An 18149-nucleotide genomic window follows, 5' to 3' on the forward strand; every position below is an offset into this window, starting at 1 on the left:
CCTAATCATTTGATTAGGACTTTTTTATTACATTTATTTTATGACTACAGAAAACTTATATAAGCATTTTCTTAATTCTGAAGGGATATGCACAGACACTAGGAAAATATCAAAAAACTGTATGTTTTTTGCATTAAAAGGAGATAATTTTAACGGTAACAAATTTGCAGAAGAAGCCCTAAAAAAAGGAGCTTTATATGTTGTTATTGACGAAGAATCCTATAAAATCAATAATAGGTTTATTTTCGTTGAAAATGTACTAGAAACACTGCAGGATCTGGCGACCTATCATCGTAAACAATTAAATCTACCAATTATATCTCTTACTGGTAGTAATGGTAAAACCACAACAAAGGAATTAATCAATGCTGTTCTCTCAAAAAAACACAAAACAACCGCAACAAAGGGGAATTTAAACAACCATATTGGTGTACCAATTACTCTGTTAGAAATGAGTAAAGAAACTGAAATTGGTATTGTAGAAATGGGTGCCAACCATCAAAAAGAAATAGAGATGCTTTGTAATATCGCACTTCCAGACTATGGATTAATTACAAATTTCGGAAAAGCACATCTTGAAGGTTTTGGGAGCGTAGAGGGAGTGATTAAAGGGAAGTCAGAATTATATGATCACCTAAGGTCAAATAGTAAAGTGGTTTTCGTTAATGAAAATGATGAAACACAAAGAAAACAAGTTGGAGATTATAATCATGTAATACTATTTGGAACACAAACTGAGCTCCAAGAAACACAACCTTACATATCATTAAGTTATAAAAACCAAAAGCTCCAAACACATCTCACAGGAACATATAATTACAATAATGTAGCTGTCGCGATTGCAATTGGAGAATATTTTAAAATCCCAACACAAGACATAATTGATGCCATAGAGAATTATGTCCCAAATAACAATCGTTCACAAATAGTTGAAAAAAGCGGAAATCAAATTATTTTAGATGCCTATAATGCCAATCCAAGTAGTATGATGGCTGCATTGAAAAATTTTGATCAGCTCATAAATTCAAATAAAGTAATTATTTTAGGTGATATGTTTGAACTTGGCAAAGATGCAAAAATAGAACATCAGCAAATTGCAGATTTTATATCCAATATAGATTTAGAATGTAAAATCCTTATAGGTGAAAACTTTTACAGCACTACCATAAAATACGATACAATATCTTATTTTAAAAGCTTTGAGGATTTTAAAAATAACTTCGGAAATTTCAAATTCAACAACCATATGATTTTGATCAAAGGCTCAAGAGGTATGGCTTTAGAGAGAGTTTTAGATTTTTTATAACTACAAATCAATCTAAATTGAAAGCAAAAAAAAATCTACATAAATTGTAGATTTTTTTGTGGGTCATACTGGATTCGAACCAGTGACTTCCACGTTGTCGACGTGACACTCTGAACCAACTGAGTTAATGACCCTTAATTACATCTATAAAACAAAAAAGTCCACAATTATGTGGACTTTTGTGGGCAATGAGGGATTCGAACCCCCGACCCCCTCGGTGTAAACGAGGTGCTCTGAACCAACTGAGCTAATTGCCCTAAATATTGGATTGCAAATATAGTCTAGATTTTTAATTACCAAAAGCTTTTTTACAAAAATTATAAATTATTTTAATTAATCATAAAACTGCCAAAAAAGCATAACATTTATTAACCTTAATATTTATTTTAATATTTTTAAGCAATATAAATCTACACTTTGAAATACATCTCATTTATAGATCAATTAGGCATTGATATTCAAGAGCTATCAAAGATTGATGCAACTGGTATTATCAAGCTTCAAAAGCAATTAAAAGCTAAAGCCATGTTAGGTGATGCCAATAATCTTGGGGAAGTATCTAACCTTATTGAGAAACTTAAAGATGAATCTATAATACAGCATCATATTTTCGTAGAAAAACATCGTTGGCTTAAACAGCTTATTTCAGGAGAACATGAAAATATTAAGCAAAGTGAAGTTAAGGTTGATGATACCTCAATAAACAATCTTGAAGATCTTAAGTATTTTCTTGCGCCTTTTTTAAAAGAGAATCTAAAAGTTTTTTTATCTGAAACTTTAACTAAAGGCAAATATGTCTTACTGCTTAAAGTATTGACTCACAATTATCTTTTTTCCGAAGAAAACAACCAACTTATAATCAACTTCTTTAAAGCGAGATTGAATTACGCAACCGTATATTTAAGGGAAGGTCGATTAAAACAGAAAGAATTCCCTGTTGGTTTTATAACAAATAAAGTATTTATCAATTGCCTTAACGAATATCCAGATTGTTTTAATGAAGATATGCAGGAGCTCAACTCTGAGGTCATTGATATCTACAACACAAACCGTCGCAATACGAGAAATGAAGAGTTTAGATTTAGTTCTAAAGCAATGGTTGCTTTTTCTATTTTAGATACTTCTAACGTGTTTTTAAAGGAAACATTAGTCTCTAATGCAGAAATTGCCAAAGAGTATGCCTACAATTCTAGATCAACCAAAAAAACCGGTTCTGGTTTTGGTGGCTGGAGTATTTTTGTTGTTGTTATGATCGTTATTAGAATTATTTTTTGGGTGGGGAAGAGTAATAGTAGTTCAGATTATGATTATATCCGAGCTGGAGATAATAGCTTTGGACAGTCTGATGAATTCCGGAAGTTAATTGATAGCATTCAACGCTCAAAATCAAATAATGGAACATTTAACATTGATGAAGATCTTACTGAAGACGCTTTTAATGAAAGATCTTACAACGCATCACCATCAACAGACAAATACAAACTTGAAAACCATGTTAGGTTTATTTATACTTTAAAGCGTAATGTAGAACGTAAAACCAAAACTAGTGATAGTCCAATTGCTTTAGAGCCATTCACAAACCCCTATCAAACTACATTTAATGATCTACCCTATCTTGAAGAAGAAAATGATAATACTTATTTAAAAATAAACAACAAGAGCAAAAAGGACATGATTGTGTTTAGATTTACTTCAGGAATTGATCAATCTATTTACATTCCAAAAGATGAGAGTATTGATATAAAAGTTGTAAATAATGATTCGCTGACTTTTTATACAGGCACCGATTTTATCTCCACCCGTTTTTCCCATTTTAAAAACGACACCGATTTATCAAACATGTATAAAATCACAAATTTTGATACTTCCGTAGAAAAGCAAATATCCATTTATCCTTTTGAAAATATAATCTCTAAAGTCAAGAGCAGTTCTTCAAACAAAATGTTGGTAGATACCGTAAGAGCTGAAGTCATAAAAACAGATAAAATCAAATTACAACAGCTAAGCATTGATAAAATATACACAGCCTGGTACAATAAAAAGTTTACGCATTAACCTAAACCAGTTCTACTATCATCCTTGAATTTTTTCTGCTTTTCCTTTTCATAATCTGGCAAAAGGGCAGACAATCCATACACGATATGTCTCAAAGATTTATAATCTTGTTTGTCTAACGCCTCGTCGCCTTGCTTTATTAACTTATCTGCCTTTCTTTGGTTAGAAAAATCTGTAACGAACTTCATATGTAAAAAATAAGTGATAAAATTCTCGTCACTAGATTGAATTATGGAATCATACAACTCATCAAGTTCCTTGATTTTTGAACGGATTAAATATTTATTTCCAGAATTTATAACCTCTCTCTCATTTTTAATTATTCGGGCATATTTTTCTTGAAAACGTTCATTTTCTTCCTTATTTAAATGAAATTCCAAACTAGACTTGCTTTCATTATATTCCTCAATTTCATGAGCAATCAACTTATTACGAGTTAAATCATCAAAAGTTTGAATGAGCTTTCGTTTTTTATCATCTAACTGAAATTTAGAATCAGATACATCATCATCATTAATCAATGATGCAGCAATTTGGGTTTCAATCAGCCCTACTCTAATATTTTCCAATTGTTGGGAGTATTCAAAGTTTTCTTCGGAAATATTAGCTCTTATCAACGCTTCAACATCTCCAAGAACCGTATTAAGTTCCATATTGATCTTGTTGATGCTTATAGCCCTTTCAGACTCGCTAAACACATTTTTAAACTCTTGGTCACACGATTGCAAAAACACATTGGTCTTTAAATCTCGCGATTCGGTCACCTCTATTTCAATCTCGATATCTGTTCCCTTAATAAGATCTTCCTCAAGATCTTTTCCGAAGATTTCAATAAAACCAATGCTCAAACCAGAACTTGGCAATCCTTTAGATTTACCTTCAATAATATTGATGATCAAATTGGATTTAGATTGTTTTAAAATCGTTTTTGAAGCTGTTTTGTAAATTTTCTTTTTCAACGGAAGGATACTCCCTTTCGCAAAAACCAGCTCGAGTCTCGTAGCAGAAGCATCCAAATCGTCAACTTCCATACAAATGTCATTGGGCAAAGGTTGGCCTTGAACATTATAACTCCCTTGGTTTATGGCAACGGTGTCAATTACTTTTAAAACATCAAAATCTGTATTTAATAACTGTATTTTAAAAGCATTCAAACGACCTTCCAATAATGGCACAAACTCAGAAAAACTCCCGTCATCTAAAGTTTTAACTCCAGAGTCATAACCGCCATCCTTTCGCATGATCCTAAAATTACTCACCAAATCTCCGTTTATTTTTCCCGTGATTAATTCTTCCAGATCTCGAGTATTTTGCTCGTAAAAGAGTTTGAAATCAATACTTTCGGTTTCCGTAACAATATTTGCTTCCTCAACCATTTCTTCGGAAACTGTTGCAGGTTTGGATCCTGCATAGTAGGCAGCTCCAACAGCAACTGCCGATGTTGGATCAATGCTAGAATTAACTTCTACACCAACAGCTTCGGCAATTCGTCTTTTAATCAAAGGCACATAAGTACTACCTCCAATTAAAATAACGCGATCAATTTGAGCATTTAGCAATTGATTATTTTTTATTACATCTTGAATAAACTCGATTGTTTGCTCCACTTTTGGAGAAATCAAATCCTCAAATTGCTCTCTTTTTATCATGAACGTTTCAAAAACATCTTCGCCTTTAATTTCGAGATCCAGCTCTAATTCTGTTTCTTCGTAATGAGACAATTCTTTTTTTGCCTCTTCAGCTATTTTGAGCAATTCAAAGTAAAGTCCTTTAAAGGCTGTAGTTTTTGATTTTAAATCTTTCCATAGGTTTGAGATTTTCAGCTTTTCTTCTAAAAAAGGAACTATGATAAATTCTACAATAAGATTATCAAAATCTGCTCCTCCCAAATAATTATCACCAAGATTATCTGTAACCTTTAATTCCCTGTCATTAACCTCTACTAAAGCAACGTCAAATGTTCCACCTCCAAAATCATAAACAATCCAATTTTGTTTTTCTGCAACTTCAATATTAGAAGTATTTGCAAAAGCCAAACAAGCAGCAATAGGCTCTTGCAACAAAACCACTTCCTTAAACCCAGCCAAATAACCCGCTTTTTTTGTAGCATTGGATTGGATCGTATCAAAAGATGCTGGGATGGTGATCACTACAGAATTTAAACTATCCTCATCGTTTACAAAGTTTTTGAGCTCTTTCAAAATTAGTGACGACAACTCAATTGGCGACATTTCTTTGTCGATTGCTGGAACGAAATAAGTGTCTTGAGTTCCCATTTTTCGTTTAAAGAGCATACAAATGTTTTCTGCATCTTTTTCCAAGTAATCCAGTGCTTTATCTCCAATTACGATTCTCTTTCCACGAAAAGCGATACACGATGGCAACGTTTGTTTTAAGCCTAACGGATTGTTGTAAATTTTAATATTTCCGTCGTCATATTTTGCAATTAAGCTATTAGTTGTTCCTAAATCTATGGCGTAGTTTATTGTTTTCATTTGGGACTATTCTACGATTACAATTCCTTTTTGAAGCAATTGCGTCTCATTATTTTTTACTTGGTAAATCACTGGCTTTAAAACCTTAGTAATTTTTGAGTTTTTATTTAAATCTCCAGCAATATTGGCATCGATATCTGTCATTTCATTTCTATAGGTTTGACCTAATGGATTCACAATTTGAAAACCTAAATTTTCAAATTCGTGATAAATACGGTCAACATATCTGGAAACACTGTCGTTATTATCCTTTTTCAATCTTAAATCGAGCGCAAAAACCTGATTGATTATTTCTGTCATTTCTAAATTTGTTTGAAAATTAAATATACAACTATTTATAAGCTATACGATTTCGGCTACTACAAATGTACTTCCGCCAACGTAAATCAAATCATCACTTGAGGCATTACTTTTTGCTGAATTTAGAGCCATATTTACCGATGAATAGGACTCTCCCTTAATACCAAAGTCCAAAAATTGTTGTTTTAAAATGTCAGTATCAAGACCTCTGGGTACATTTGGTTTGCAAAAATAATACGCAGCATCTTTTGGCATCAATGGTAATATAGTACTCACATCCTTATCATTCACAACACCAAAAACGATATGCAACGCACTATAGTTCTCTCTTTGTAATTGCTCAAACACATACTTAAGTCCTTCTTTATTATGCGCTGTGTCACAAATTACTTTAGGCTCTTTTTGTAAAAGTTGCCAACGCCCTTTTAAACCTGTATTTTTTACCACATTTTGCAATCCAGTAATTATATTTTCTTCGGAAATATTAAAATCCAAATCACGTAGAACCCTTAAAGTTTGCACCACTGCTTTTTTATTGTGCTTTTGGTAACTTCCTTTTAGATCGCTCGAATAATTGTCATTTATCAATTGATCTGCAAAATATATTTTGGAGTTGTTATTTTTTGCTGTTTCTTCAAAAACGGTTTTGGTTTCTTCTTGAGTTTCGCCAATCACGATTGGGATTTTTGGCTTAATAATTCCTGCTTTTTCTTTAGCGATTGCTTCGTAAGTATTACCTAAGAATTGGGTATGGTCAAAACCGATATTGGTAATTACCGAAACTTCTGGAGTAATAATATTAGTAGAATCCAATCTACCACCAAGCCCAACTTCAATCACAGCAATATCGACCTTTTGTTTTGCAAAATAATCGAAAGCCATTCCAACGGTCATCTCGAAAAAGGATAGTTGCTGGTTCTCTAAAAATGAGGTATTGCGCTTTATAAAACCAATAACAAATTGCTTGGAGACTTCTTTGCCATTAATCTTTATACGTTCTCTAAAATCTTTTAAATGTGGAGAAGTATATAATCCAACCTTATAGCCTGCTTCTTGCAAAACGGAAGCTAACATGTGGCTTGTAGAACCTTTACCATTTGTACCAGCAACATGGATACTTTTAAATTTATGTTCTGGATTTTCAAGATGATTTGCTAAAAGTATGGTATTGGATAGGTCTTTTTTAAAGGCAGACTTACCTTGGTTTTGATACATGGGTAACTGCTTAAACATCCAGTTGACTGTATCTTGGTAATTCATTTACTGGCTTACATCAAAATTGATACTTACAAAACCTACTTGTTTTGATGGCGCTTTAGGATCTGCTGGCCATTTGTGGGATAAAGCGATTTTTTTTGCTGGAGCTAAGAGACAAGGGTTAGTATTTGTTGAACCTTTTATGCCAGGCTCTGCTTCAATAACTTTCCCTTGTTGGTTTACAATAATTTTTACAACTACCAAACCATATTCATTGCAATCTTGCTTAAAAATCTGTTTTGAAGCTTGTCCTCTACCACCTAAGCCAGAACCAACACCACCTTTTCCGGGTCCAGAGCCTCCAAAATAACTAGGTGCATAAGGGTCTCCATCTAATTGACCTTTATCTCCTGGTCCATCACCTGGTCCTTCGCCACCTGTTTTTGTACCTTCACTGTTTTTGACACCACCAATGAGTGCGTCTAATTTATCTTTCGCCTCTTTTTCTTCTCTAGCTTTTTTTGCTTCTGCTGCTTTTTTTATGGCCTCTTTACGATCTGCCTCTGCTTTTGCCTTTGCTTCTGCAGCTTTTGCTTTTTTAATGGCTATAGCTTCTGGAGACTCGTTAGTTAAAACGTCTTCTGATTTTGTATTGGATGCAGACGTTTCGGTAGGCTGTGCTTGTTTTTCTTCTTTAACCACTTCTTCGGTAGGCTGCGATTTTATTGGCTCGGTAGGTTGAATGTTACCTGTGCCGACTTCAGAATTTCCGAAGTTAACAGCAACACCGTACTCTTCTGGAGGATCCATATACGGAGGCCCTACAACAAACAGTAGCAATACCAAAATAACCACTATTAAAGCGGTAATTTTTGCTGAATTTTGTTCGTGTTTGGTCTCTAAATATTTCAATAGTGTCGTTTTATATTCTTATTTTTTTATGGTATGCAAGATTCATTCCGAAGAAAAAATTTTAATTATTTGGTTTTACTGCTAAAATAACCTTGAATTTATTTCGGTTAGCGATGTCCATTACGGTAACCACATTTTCTACTGGTACCGATTTTTCTGCTCTCAATACAACCGTTGGCTGGTCTTGGTTTGATAGTATTGAAATTAATTCGCTTTCTAAAACACTTTCACCAACGCGCTTTTCATCTATATAATAAGTTAAATCTTTTTTGATACTCACTGCTACAGATTGTTTGTTTTCGGTTTTTCCACTGGCGGTTGGCAATAAAATGTCAATTGCATTGGTAGTGACCAAAGTAGATGCTAGCATAAAAAAGATCAATAACAAGAATACAATATCTGTCATTGACGACATATTGAACTCTGGTGTTACTTTATTTCGTCCTCTTAAATTCATTAAATAGGCTCGTTTAAGTGATCTAAAAACTCTAATGAGTTGGCTTCCATTTGGTAAACCACTTTATCGGTTTTTACGACCAAATGATTATATGCCATATAAGCAACAATACCAACAATAAGTCCTGCAACGGTTGTTGTCATAGCTGTATATAAACCATCGGATAATTGTTTGATATCAATTTGCCCACCTGAATTTGCAATTTCAAAAATGGAAAGTATCATCCCAATTACTGTACCCAAAAATCCAATCATTGGAGCTACACCTGAAATGGTTGCAAGAATGCTAACGTTTTTTTCCAAACTATAGATTTCTAATCTCCCAGCATTCTCTATGGCTGTATTGATATCATCTAAAGGTTTGCCTATTCTTGTAATCCCTTTATTGATCAATCTTGATACTGGAGAATTTTGTTGAGCACATAATACTTGTGCAGAATCAATCTTCCCGTTAGTAACGTGATCCTTGATTTGATTCATGAAATTTGCATCTATTTGTGACGCAGCCTTTATTGCAAAAAGTCGCTCAAAATAAATATAAATGGCAGCAATTAAAAGTACAAATAACATTGCAATAATGATTTGACCCGCTGTACCACCACTACTAATTAATTCAATTATTGAAAGTGTTTTCTCAGTTGTTTCTGGATCAGTAGCAAGTTCTGCTCCATCTTGAATATTACTTTGTAATATCATATTATAGAAATTGAAAATTAATTTTTACTATAGTAATAACGATTGTTTTTTGACTAAAGTATGTTTGTTAAAATATTGTTCTTGTAAACATAAATACGACTGCTCCAGCCAAAAAGCCTACGAGTGCTAACCATGAGATTTTTTTAAGGTACCAGAAAAAGTCAATTTTTTCCATTCCCATAGCAACTACACCAGCTGCGGACCCTATAATTAACATACTACCACCTGTTCCTGCAGAATAGGCTATAAAATGCCAAAGTTCATTATCAATTGGTTCTGAAAACATCCCTAAACTAGCTGCTACCAGTGGTACATTATCAATTACCGCAGATCCTACACCTAATAAGAGAACCACTAAATCTGAAACACCTCCATGATGTAATTCTGTACCTAGCATTGGCATGGTGTCTTGTAAAGTTCCCGCGAAACCAAATAGTATTCCTAAAGACTCAAGTGCTGCTACAGCCATTAATATTCCGAGGAAAAATAAGATACTTGGCAACTCAATTTTAGATAATGAGTGGTGAACAGGACTATGGTGAGCATGAGCTTGACTTTCGGCATCATCTACCTCTGTCATACTAAATTTAGAGTTACTATATATTTCCGCAAAGATAGCGACGATACCTAAAGCTAACATCATACCTACATATGGAGGTAAATGTGTTACTGTCTTAAAAATAGGCACTGAAACAATACCACCTAATCCAAGATATAACATCGTAGAGCTAAATTTGCTTTTAGGCTGATCTGCTCGGTCATCTGTACTTTGATCTAATTTACCTTTAAATGCTGGCATAAACGAAGCAATAAAAAATGGTACAAGCATACAAATAAGAGAAGGTAAAAATAGGTATACAAATAAATGACCTGTGGTTACTTTTTTCCCAATCCATAACATTGTGGTTGTTACATCACCAATTGGTGACCATGCTCCACCTGCATTTGCTGCTATAATGATTAAACCTGCATACCAAATTCGAACATCTCTATCGTACACTAATTTTTGTAAAATAGAAATCAATACAATTGTTGCTGTTAAGTTATCAATAATAGCTGATAAGAAAAACGCTAAAAACCCGAAAATCCAAAGAATTCTCTTTTTACTTTTTGTTTTTATAAAGCTTTTTATGGTTGAGAAACCATCAAAATAATCAATGATCTCCACGATGGTCATTGCTCCCAAAAGGAATACAAGAATTTCGGCAGTTTTACCAAGATGATGAAGAAGGGTTTCTTCCATCCAATGCATTTTATCTTCGTGCCCTAAACTGGCAAAACCATCAACTAAACCATGACTTGAAGAATCAAACCATTCTGAAAAAGAGTCAATACCAAGAGATATTAATGCCCAACTTATAGCCATCATAACTAATGCTGGGATTAATTTATCAATTTTAATAGTGTGCTCAATAGTTATGGCTAAGTAGCCTAAAATAAATACTATAATGATAATTGTTTCCATAGGGGTGGATTATATTAATTGCGTTAAGGCAATTTCAAATGCTGTTGCACTTATGCCTGTTTTTGTTTGATTCTTATCGTAAACTTTTTGTAATGCTTTTTTTATAATTTCTGAAGTATCGCTAAAAATTGCCTCATCGGTCATTTGCACTTTACGCTCCATAAAATATGCAAAAACTCTTGCCATACCACAGTTTGAGATAAAATCTGGTATGAGGCTCACTTTATTATCTGTGTGCTCCATAATGCTTCCGAAGAAAATCTCTTTATCTGCAAATGGTACATTAGCACCGCACGAAATCACTTCTAGACCTGTATCGATCATTTGATCAATTTGACCTTGGGTAACCAATCTTGATGCTGCACAAGGCGCAAATATCTCTGTTTGCAGTGACCATATTTTTTCATTTATTTCTGAAAAAGGAATGAGATGATCATTAACCAACGTGTTTCCCGACTTTGCTAAATAGAGATTTGTAATCTCTTCAAAAGAAAACCCTTCTTCTTTAATTAAACCTCCAACAATATCAATGATACCTACAACTTTCGCTCCCATTTGAGCCAAATAAAAAGCTGCTGCTGCACCAACATTACCAAAACCTTGAACGATTGCTCGCTTACCAATAATAGAGTCTCCTTGAATATCATAAAAATGTTTTGCTGCTTCTGCCACACCAAAACCTGTAATCATATCTGCAACAGTGTATTTTCTTGCGACACTTGGTGAATATTTTGGGTTTTCAATCACCTTAATTACACCGTGTCTCAATTGCCCAATGCGGTTGATCTTGTCTGCTTGGGTAGGCTTAAAGTGACCTTCAAAAACACCTTCTTGAGGATGCCAAACTCCGCTTTCTTCAGTAATTGGGATAACCTCGTGAATTTCATCTACATTAAGATCTCCACCTGTACCATAATAACTTTTTAATAATGGTGATACTGCTTTGTACCAACGTTCTAAAACCCCTTTTTTTCTTGGATCTTTAGGGTCAAAATTAATTCCAGATTTTGCGCCTCCAATGGCTGGTCCTGAAACTGTAAATTTCACCTCCATTGTTTTGGCAAGTGATAAAACCTCGTTCATATCGAGGCCTTTACGCATTCTGGTTCCACCACCTGCTGCACCTCCTCTTAAGGAGTTGATGACTGTCCATCCTTCGGCTTCGGTTTCTGGGTCTTTCCAGTTAAAGATTATTTCGGGCTCTTTATCTTCGTATTTTTGTAGTAAATCTTTCATTTATATACTTTGAATCATTCATAACTTGTTTTTAAAAAAATCTTTGGGAGTATTTAGAGCGAAGCTAAAGTTGATTCATTTGTAAAAAATTTAGTTGATTAATGTAACAAATATAAAAAACAAAAAACGGGTATATATTAAATTTACGATATTTTTATGGATAATATATTTCTCCTGAGGAATGGTCAAAATCTGCTCCTGTCACACTTGCCAAACAGTTGACTTCTCCTCTCAATTTAAGCACACCTAATAGACCGAAAATAAGCGCTTCCTTAAATTCTATGATGTCATTTTGAGGTACAATTAAATTAAATTTCTTTTGTGCCTTAATACGATCCAGCAAAAATTCATTATAGGTTCCTCCTCCTGTAAATAAAACCTTCGCCTCCAAACGGATAGCGTTTGCAATTTGAATGGCACAGTGCTCGATAAAGGTCCTTAAAATATTTTCTTCGGAAAGTTTAGATCTTTCCAATATTGGGAATATTTGAGATTTCACCCACTCTAAGCCTAAAGATTTTGGTGGTTTTTCAGAATAAAAGACTAATTCATTTAAAAGATTTAAAGTGCTTTGATCTATTTTTCCAGATTTTGCGATGTTTCCATTTCTATCATAATCATAATCTAATTTTTGGGCATAGTGGTTCATGACGATATTTACAGGGCAGATATCGTAGGCTATTCTCTCGGTTTTAACTTCCGAAGAAATATTGGCAAAGCCACCTAGATTGATGCAGTAATCATAATCTGGGAATAATAATCGGTCTCCAATGGGAACTAATGGCGCTCCCTGCCCATTGAGTTTTACATCTTGGGCTCTAAAATCACACACAACAAGATTGTTTGTGAGCTTGGCAATTTCTTGAAGATTACCAATTTGATAGGTCATTTTTTGCTCAGGTTGATGCAATGCGGTATGACCGTGTGAGCATATAGAGTCTATGTTGTTGAGTTGATGTTTGCAAAGAAAACCATTTATAACTTCTGCCAAATATGCTGTGTAATCACGATCTAATTTTTTAAGAGTTTCTAAGTCAAAGTTGACAAGGTTTGCCAGTTTTTCTTTCCAATAGTTGTTATAGGAAAAGGTTTCAGAATGGTTTATTTTAAAGTTCCAAGAAGCATTAATCTCAAAGGTTATGTGCGCCAAATCTATCCCGTCGAGAGAAGTACCTGACATTACACCTACAATATCGTAATTAGATTTTATCATATTGTGTAAAATTAACTATAACGATTGAAATTATGCTAATAAAGAGTTATCTTTGCTCTCGTTTTTTAATAAATCAATAATTTTTATAACATGGATTTTAGCTTAACTGAAGAACATATAATGATACGCGATGCAGCTCGCGATTTTGCACAAACCGAATTACTTCCTGGCGTTATAGAACGTGATAATTCACAGACATTTCCAGATGAGTTGGTTCGTAAAATGGGCGAACTTGGTTTTATGGGTATTATGGTAGATCCAAAATATGGAGGAAGTGGCCTAGACGCTATTTCTTACGTGTTAATTATGGAAGAGTTATCTAAAATTGATGCTTCTGCATCTGTAATGGTTTCTGTGAATAATTCATTGGTTTGTTATGGACTTGAAGCTTATGGTACCGAAGAGCAAAAACAAAAATATTTAACCAAACTTGCAACAGGTGAGCAAATTGGTGCATTTTGCTTAAGTGAACCAGAAGCAGGTAGTGATGCGACTTCTCAAAGAACCACAGCTATTGACAAAGGTGACCACTATATTGTTAACGGTACAAAAAACTGGATTACCAATGGTGGTCGTAGTGACGTATATTTAGTGATTGCGCAAACAGATAAGCACAAAGGTTCTCACGGGATCAATGCATTTATTCTTGAAAAAGGGATGCCTGGATTTGATATTGGACCTAAGGAAGATAAACTAGGAATTAGAGGTAGCGATACGCATACCCTACAATTCAACGATGTTAAAGTACCCAAAGAAAATAGAATTGGTGATGATGGTTTTGGGTTTAGATTTGCAATGAAGACACTCTCGGGTGGTCGTATTGGTATTGCTGCCCAAGCTTTGGGTATTGCATCTGGAGCTTATGAATTGGCGCTGAAATATTCTAAAGAACGTAAAGCTTTTGGTACTGAAATTTGCAACCACCAAGCAATCGCCTTTAAATTAGCTGATATGTATACAGATATTGAAGCTGCTCGTATGCTCGTAATGAATGCTGCGTGGAAAAAAGATTTAGGCGAGAATTATGACATGGAAAGTGCTATGGCAAAACTTTATGCAAGTAAAGTAGCTATGGAGCATACGGTTGAGGCTGTTCAAATTCATGGAGGAAATGGTTTCGTAAAAGAATATCATGTTGAGCGATTAATGCGAGATGCAAAAATTACACAAATTTATGAGGGTACTTCGGAAATTCAAAAAATTGTAATTTCTAGAAGTTTGATTCGAGGATAGTATAAAATTGTACAATAAAAAAAGGCTTCAGAAATTATTTTGAAGCCTTTTTTAATTTGATAACTCGTCAATCACTAATCTTATTTCGCCATAAGAATACTTATCATCCAGTTGATGTTTTAAATCTGAAAGGTTATCGAACGTTTTTTTAGGTATGATTTTATTTAATTCTGAATAGTGTGATTTTGAAATGAGATCAGTTATTTTCACTTCGCCCGATGGAATAAAGCTGGCCAAATGACCGAAAATAGTATTTGAGTTTAGTTCTCGCTCTAAAGCTATTTGATCTAATGATTTTCCGGTTTTGAATAAGTCTAAAGATATTTTTTTTGTATCTCCTTTTTGTTTTTTAGGTTTTAGTTCTTCAAAAACTTCTGTATTGTTACCAACTTCTATGTCATTTTCATCACAATAGTCTCTAATTACTTTTAAAATTTCAGAGCCATATTTTTCAATTCTAGTTTTCCCCATGCCATGAACTGCCTTCAATTCCTGCTTCGTGGTGGGTAATATTTCACACATTGCATATAATGACTTTTGTGTAAAAATCTGAAAGTGAATTAATTCCTCTCTATCTGCTATTTGATTTCTGAGCTCTCTTAACAATTCAAATAGCTCAACGTTGGTAGTGCCATCTATCACTGTTTTACGTTGTTTTTTTGGTTTCTCTTTTCCGAAGAAAATAGATTTTGCTCTTAAATCTAAAAATTGATCTGTATTAAATCCATTTTTTAAGCCTTCAAAATGAGACAATTTGGTTTCTAACAATTCTTCTAAAGTATCCAATTGTTTCTCTATATCTTTTTCGATTGCCTTATTATCTGTGGAAAAGCTAAATTTCTTAAGTGATGTTTCAATCGTTGATTTGGTCTTATCACTAAAATAGGAAATTGCTTTTCTGAAACGGTCTTGCAAGATTTCATCAGTTTCTGGTATTTCGAATTCACCAACTAAGGTATTTAATTGTGATTTAAAACCGTTACTCACTTTAAGCAAGTTAGTTGCGCTTTCTTTTATCGCAATTAAACGCTGCTCTATATCTCCTTCTATACTACCTCTGTTTTTATAATAAATATCTAAAATTCTATCTGATGGATATAAGAATTTATAGAAATCAAAAACTTCTGAAATCAAATTAAGCTGAAATTCTCTTTTAGACTGTTTTAGTATGTTTTCGTTGGGTTGGTTAGCTTCTGAATTTTTATTGAATTCAATAACATGTTGATCGCTGATAATTTGATTGGGTTCTATTTTATTTTTTAAAACTAAGCCTTCTAAAGATGTACATCTACTTAGAGCTACATAAGTTTGACCATGAGCAAAAGCTCCCTGCGCATCTATGATTGCTTTTTCAAATGTTAATCCTTGGCTTTTGTGAATAGTAATTGACCAAGCCAATCTTAGGGGAATTTGAGAATAACTTCCTATTTTATCTTCAGTTATAGCTTTAGTGTTGGAATCAACTGTATACTTTATATTTTCCCAAGTCTCTAGTTTTGTTACAATATTAAAATCATCATCTGGACATTTTACAATCACTTCATCTTCTTCAAGTAGAATTACTTTACCAATTTTACCATTAAAGTATCTCTTCTCTAATGAACTATCATTTTTAATAAACATGACTTGAGCTCCAACTTTTAAAATTAGCTCTTCTTTATTTGGGTACGAATGGTCCGGGAAGGTACCTTCTATTTTCGCTTTGTAAGTATGTTCTCTTCCTTTTAAATTTCCTAATTTTTCTTTATTTGAATGTTGTGCTTTATTATTGTGAGTTGTCAAAGAAATATAACCTTCCTCTTTGCCAGGTTGAAAATCAGGAATAAATCGTTTATTAAGTTCATTTGCAGAAGAGACACTTAAGTCATTATTTCTAATTTCATTAAGTATATTTATAAATAATGGATTTTCCTGTCTATATATATGTTTCAATTCAATAGTTAAAGGCTTGCAATCTTGATAAGCCTTACTACTGAAAAAAAAAGCATTATTATAAAATGGTTTTAGTAAATACCATTCATTCTCTCTAATAACCGGAGATAATTGCTGCAAGTCACCAATCATTAATAATTGAATTCCTCCGAACACCAAATTTCTATCTTTATAACGTCTTAAAGTTTTATCAATGCCATCTAGCAAATCTGCTCTAACCATACTGATCTCATCTATTACTAAAAGATCTAGAGACTTAATTATATTTATTTTAGTTTTACTAAATCGTCTATTAAAGCTTGAAGAATGACCAAATTCATCATTGGGTAAGATAGGACCAAAAGGTAATTGAAAAAAAGAATGAATGGTTACACCTTTTGCATTTATAGCTGCAACACCTGTTGGAGCAACAACTACCATTCTTTTTTTAGATTTTAACTTTAATTGGTGTAAAAAAGTAGTTTTTCCAGTTCCAGCCTTACCTGTTAAAAAAACATTTCTTTTTGTATTGTTAACAAAATCCCAAGCTAAGTCTATTTCTATATTAATCATATTGTGATAAAAAAATTACAATTTTTAAATACCAACTATAAATATAATATAAAATTTTTAGTGAATTTTTATCAATTAACTTATCTCTTAAATAGACAGTAATATACTCTAATTTAAAACTAACAAAAAGATAAAGACACTAATACATATCTATTTATTTTCAAAGGAGGACCATTATAACAATCGTAAGTATATTCAAAAATAAAGAACAAAGGCAATTAAACAATATTAGATCTATTTAAGAAAAGGCCTAATGACAAAACCAGAATAATAGTCATAAAAAAAAATCCCCAACAAATAAATGTTGGGGATTTCTAAAAAAGGCGACGACCTACTCTCCCACGGATGCAGTACCATCGGCGCAAATGGGCTTAACTTCTCTGTTCGGAATGGTAAGAGGTGAGCCCCATCGCTATAACCACCTTAAATCTTTCGGCGTACGCAGGTAATACCTGCCCGACCGTATAAAATAACATATTGAAAAAAGTATCACATAAAAATAAACTGCAACTAAAAAAAAAACAGGCGTACAATAAGCCTATGGGCTATTAGTACTACTCGGCTATGACATTACTGCCTTTACACCTATAGCCTATCAACGTGGTAATCTTCCACGGCCCTTTAAAGAAATCTCATCTTGTGGTAGGTTTCGCGCTTATATGCTTTCAGCGCTTATCCTTTCCCAACGTAGCTACCCAGCAATGCTCCTGGCGGAACAACTGGTACACCAGAGGTTGGTCCAACTCGGTCCTCTCGTACTAGAGTCAGATCCACTCAAATTTCTAACGCCCACTGTAGATAGAGACCGAACTGTCTCACGACGTTCTGAACCCAGCTCGCGTGCCACTTTAATGGGCGAACAGCCCAACCCTTGGGACCTTCTCCAGCCCCAGGATGTGACGAGCCGACATCGAGGTGCCAAACCCCCCCGTCGATGTGAGCTCTTGGGGGAGATCAGCCTGTTATCCCCGGCGTACCTTTTATCCTTTGAGCGATGGCCCTTCCATGCGGAACCACCGGATCACTATGCTCTACTTTCGTACCTGATCGACCTGTATGTCTCTCAGTCAAGCTCCCTTATGCCATTGCACTCTACGCACG

Annotated in this window: 13 protein-coding genes, 2 tRNA genes and 2 rRNA genes (1 of these 17 running past the window's edge); 3 read left to right on the top strand and 14 right to left on the bottom strand. The window is 33.9% G+C overall.

Going from position 1 to position 18149, the window contains the following annotated elements:
- The first annotated feature begins 40 nt into the window (after positions 1 to 40).
- Complete coding sequence (locus tag GQ40_RS10045; protein WP_047547942.1) at positions 41 to 1306, top strand: UDP-N-acetylmuramoyl-tripeptide--D-alanyl-D-alanine ligase; 1266 nt, start codon at positions 41 to 43, stop codon at positions 1304 to 1306.
- 59 nt (positions 1307 to 1365) lie between these two features.
- Here GQ40_RS10045 and GQ40_RS10050 read toward each other — a convergent pair.
- Both GQ40_RS10050 and GQ40_RS10055 read right to left on the bottom strand, forming a co-directional pair.
- Positions 1366 to 1440, bottom strand: a tRNA-Val gene (locus GQ40_RS10050).
- Between the two features lie 48 nt (positions 1441 to 1488).
- Positions 1489 to 1563 (bottom strand) — tRNA-Val (locus GQ40_RS10055).
- 160 nt (positions 1564 to 1723) lie between these two features.
- Between GQ40_RS10055 and GQ40_RS10060 the strand changes: the two genes are divergently transcribed.
- Positions 1724 to 3361 (top strand): hypothetical protein, encoded by a 1638-nt coding sequence (locus tag GQ40_RS10060; protein WP_047547943.1) that lies wholly within the window; start codon positions 1724 to 1726, stop codon positions 3359 to 3361.
- On the opposite strand, the gene GQ40_RS10065 is transcribed toward GQ40_RS10060, so the two are convergent.
- The 9 genes from GQ40_RS10065 to GQ40_RS10105 all read right to left on the bottom strand — a co-directional run bounded on the left by GQ40_RS10065 (position 3358) and on the right by GQ40_RS10105 (position 13331).
- Complete coding sequence (locus GQ40_RS10065; protein WP_047547944.1) at positions 3358 to 5856, bottom strand: Hsp70 family protein; 2499 nt, start codon at positions 5854 to 5856, stop codon at positions 3358 to 3360. The two genes, GQ40_RS10060 and GQ40_RS10065, sit on opposite strands and share 4 nt — an antisense overlap.
- 6 nt (positions 5857 to 5862) lie before the next feature.
- Complete coding sequence (locus GQ40_RS10070; RefSeq protein WP_047547945.1) at positions 5863 to 6156, bottom strand: hypothetical protein; 294 nt, start codon at positions 6154 to 6156, stop codon at positions 5863 to 5865.
- Positions 6157 to 6198: 42 nt separating this feature from the next.
- Complete coding sequence (locus GQ40_RS10075; RefSeq protein ID WP_047547946.1) at positions 6199 to 7416, bottom strand: bifunctional folylpolyglutamate synthase/dihydrofolate synthase; 1218 nt, start codon at positions 7414 to 7416, stop codon at positions 6199 to 6201.
- Positions 7417 to 8265: a hypothetical protein gene (locus GQ40_RS10080; protein WP_047547947.1), complete on the bottom strand. Its 849-nt coding sequence runs from the start codon at positions 8263 to 8265 to the stop codon at positions 7417 to 7419.
- Positions 8266 to 8326: 61 nt separating this feature from the next.
- Positions 8327 to 8722 (bottom strand): ExbD/TolR family protein, encoded by a 396-nt coding sequence (locus GQ40_RS10085; protein ID WP_047547948.1) that lies wholly within the window; start codon positions 8720 to 8722, stop codon positions 8327 to 8329.
- The gene (locus GQ40_RS10090) at positions 8722 to 9417 is read right to left on the bottom strand and encodes a MotA/TolQ/ExbB proton channel family protein (RefSeq protein WP_047547949.1); all 696 of its coding nucleotides are present in this window, start codon (positions 9415 to 9417) and stop codon (positions 8722 to 8724) included. The genes GQ40_RS10085 and GQ40_RS10090 overlap by 1 nt, the downstream gene beginning before the upstream one ends.
- A gap of 67 nt (positions 9418 to 9484) precedes the next feature.
- Positions 9485 to 10882, bottom strand: a complete 1398-nt coding sequence (gene nhaD / locus GQ40_RS10095; protein WP_047547950.1) for a sodium:proton antiporter NhaD — start codon at positions 10880 to 10882, stop codon at positions 9485 to 9487.
- 9 nt (positions 10883 to 10891) lie between these two features.
- Positions 10892 to 12118 (bottom strand): Glu/Leu/Phe/Val dehydrogenase dimerization domain-containing protein, encoded by a 1227-nt coding sequence (locus GQ40_RS10100; protein ID WP_047547951.1) that lies wholly within the window; start codon positions 12116 to 12118, stop codon positions 10892 to 10894.
- Between the two features lie 154 nt (positions 12119 to 12272).
- Positions 12273 to 13331: an anhydro-N-acetylmuramic acid kinase gene (locus GQ40_RS10105; protein ID WP_047547952.1), complete on the bottom strand. Its 1059-nt coding sequence runs from the start codon at positions 13329 to 13331 to the stop codon at positions 12273 to 12275.
- A gap of 90 nt (positions 13332 to 13421) precedes the next feature.
- On the opposite strand from GQ40_RS10105, the gene GQ40_RS10110 reads away from it, so the two are divergent.
- Positions 13422 to 14564, top strand: a complete 1143-nt coding sequence (locus GQ40_RS10110) for an acyl-CoA dehydrogenase (RefSeq protein WP_047547953.1) — start codon at positions 13422 to 13424, stop codon at positions 14562 to 14564.
- 51 nt (positions 14565 to 14615) lie between these two features.
- On the opposite strand, the gene GQ40_RS10115 is transcribed toward GQ40_RS10110, so the two are convergent.
- The 3 genes from GQ40_RS10115 to GQ40_RS10125 form a co-directional block, all read right to left on the bottom strand.
- A complete protein-coding gene (locus GQ40_RS10115) occupies positions 14616 to 17048 on the bottom strand; it encodes a helix-turn-helix domain-containing protein (protein WP_047547954.1) in 2433 nt (810 codons plus the stop codon).
- 318 nt (positions 17049 to 17366) lie between these two features.
- Positions 17367 to 17474: ribosomal RNA gene (gene rrf / locus GQ40_RS10120) — 5S ribosomal RNA — on the bottom strand.
- A 102-nt stretch (positions 17475 to 17576) separates the two neighbouring features.
- Positions 17577 to 18149, bottom strand: a 23S ribosomal RNA gene (locus tag GQ40_RS10125) (it continues 2248 nt past the right edge of the window).

The sequence above is a fragment of the Psychroserpens sp. Hel_I_66 genome (genome assembly GCF_000799465.1).
In the GTDB taxonomy this organism is placed as follows: Bacteria; Bacteroidota; Bacteroidia; order Flavobacteriales; family Flavobacteriaceae; genus Psychroserpens.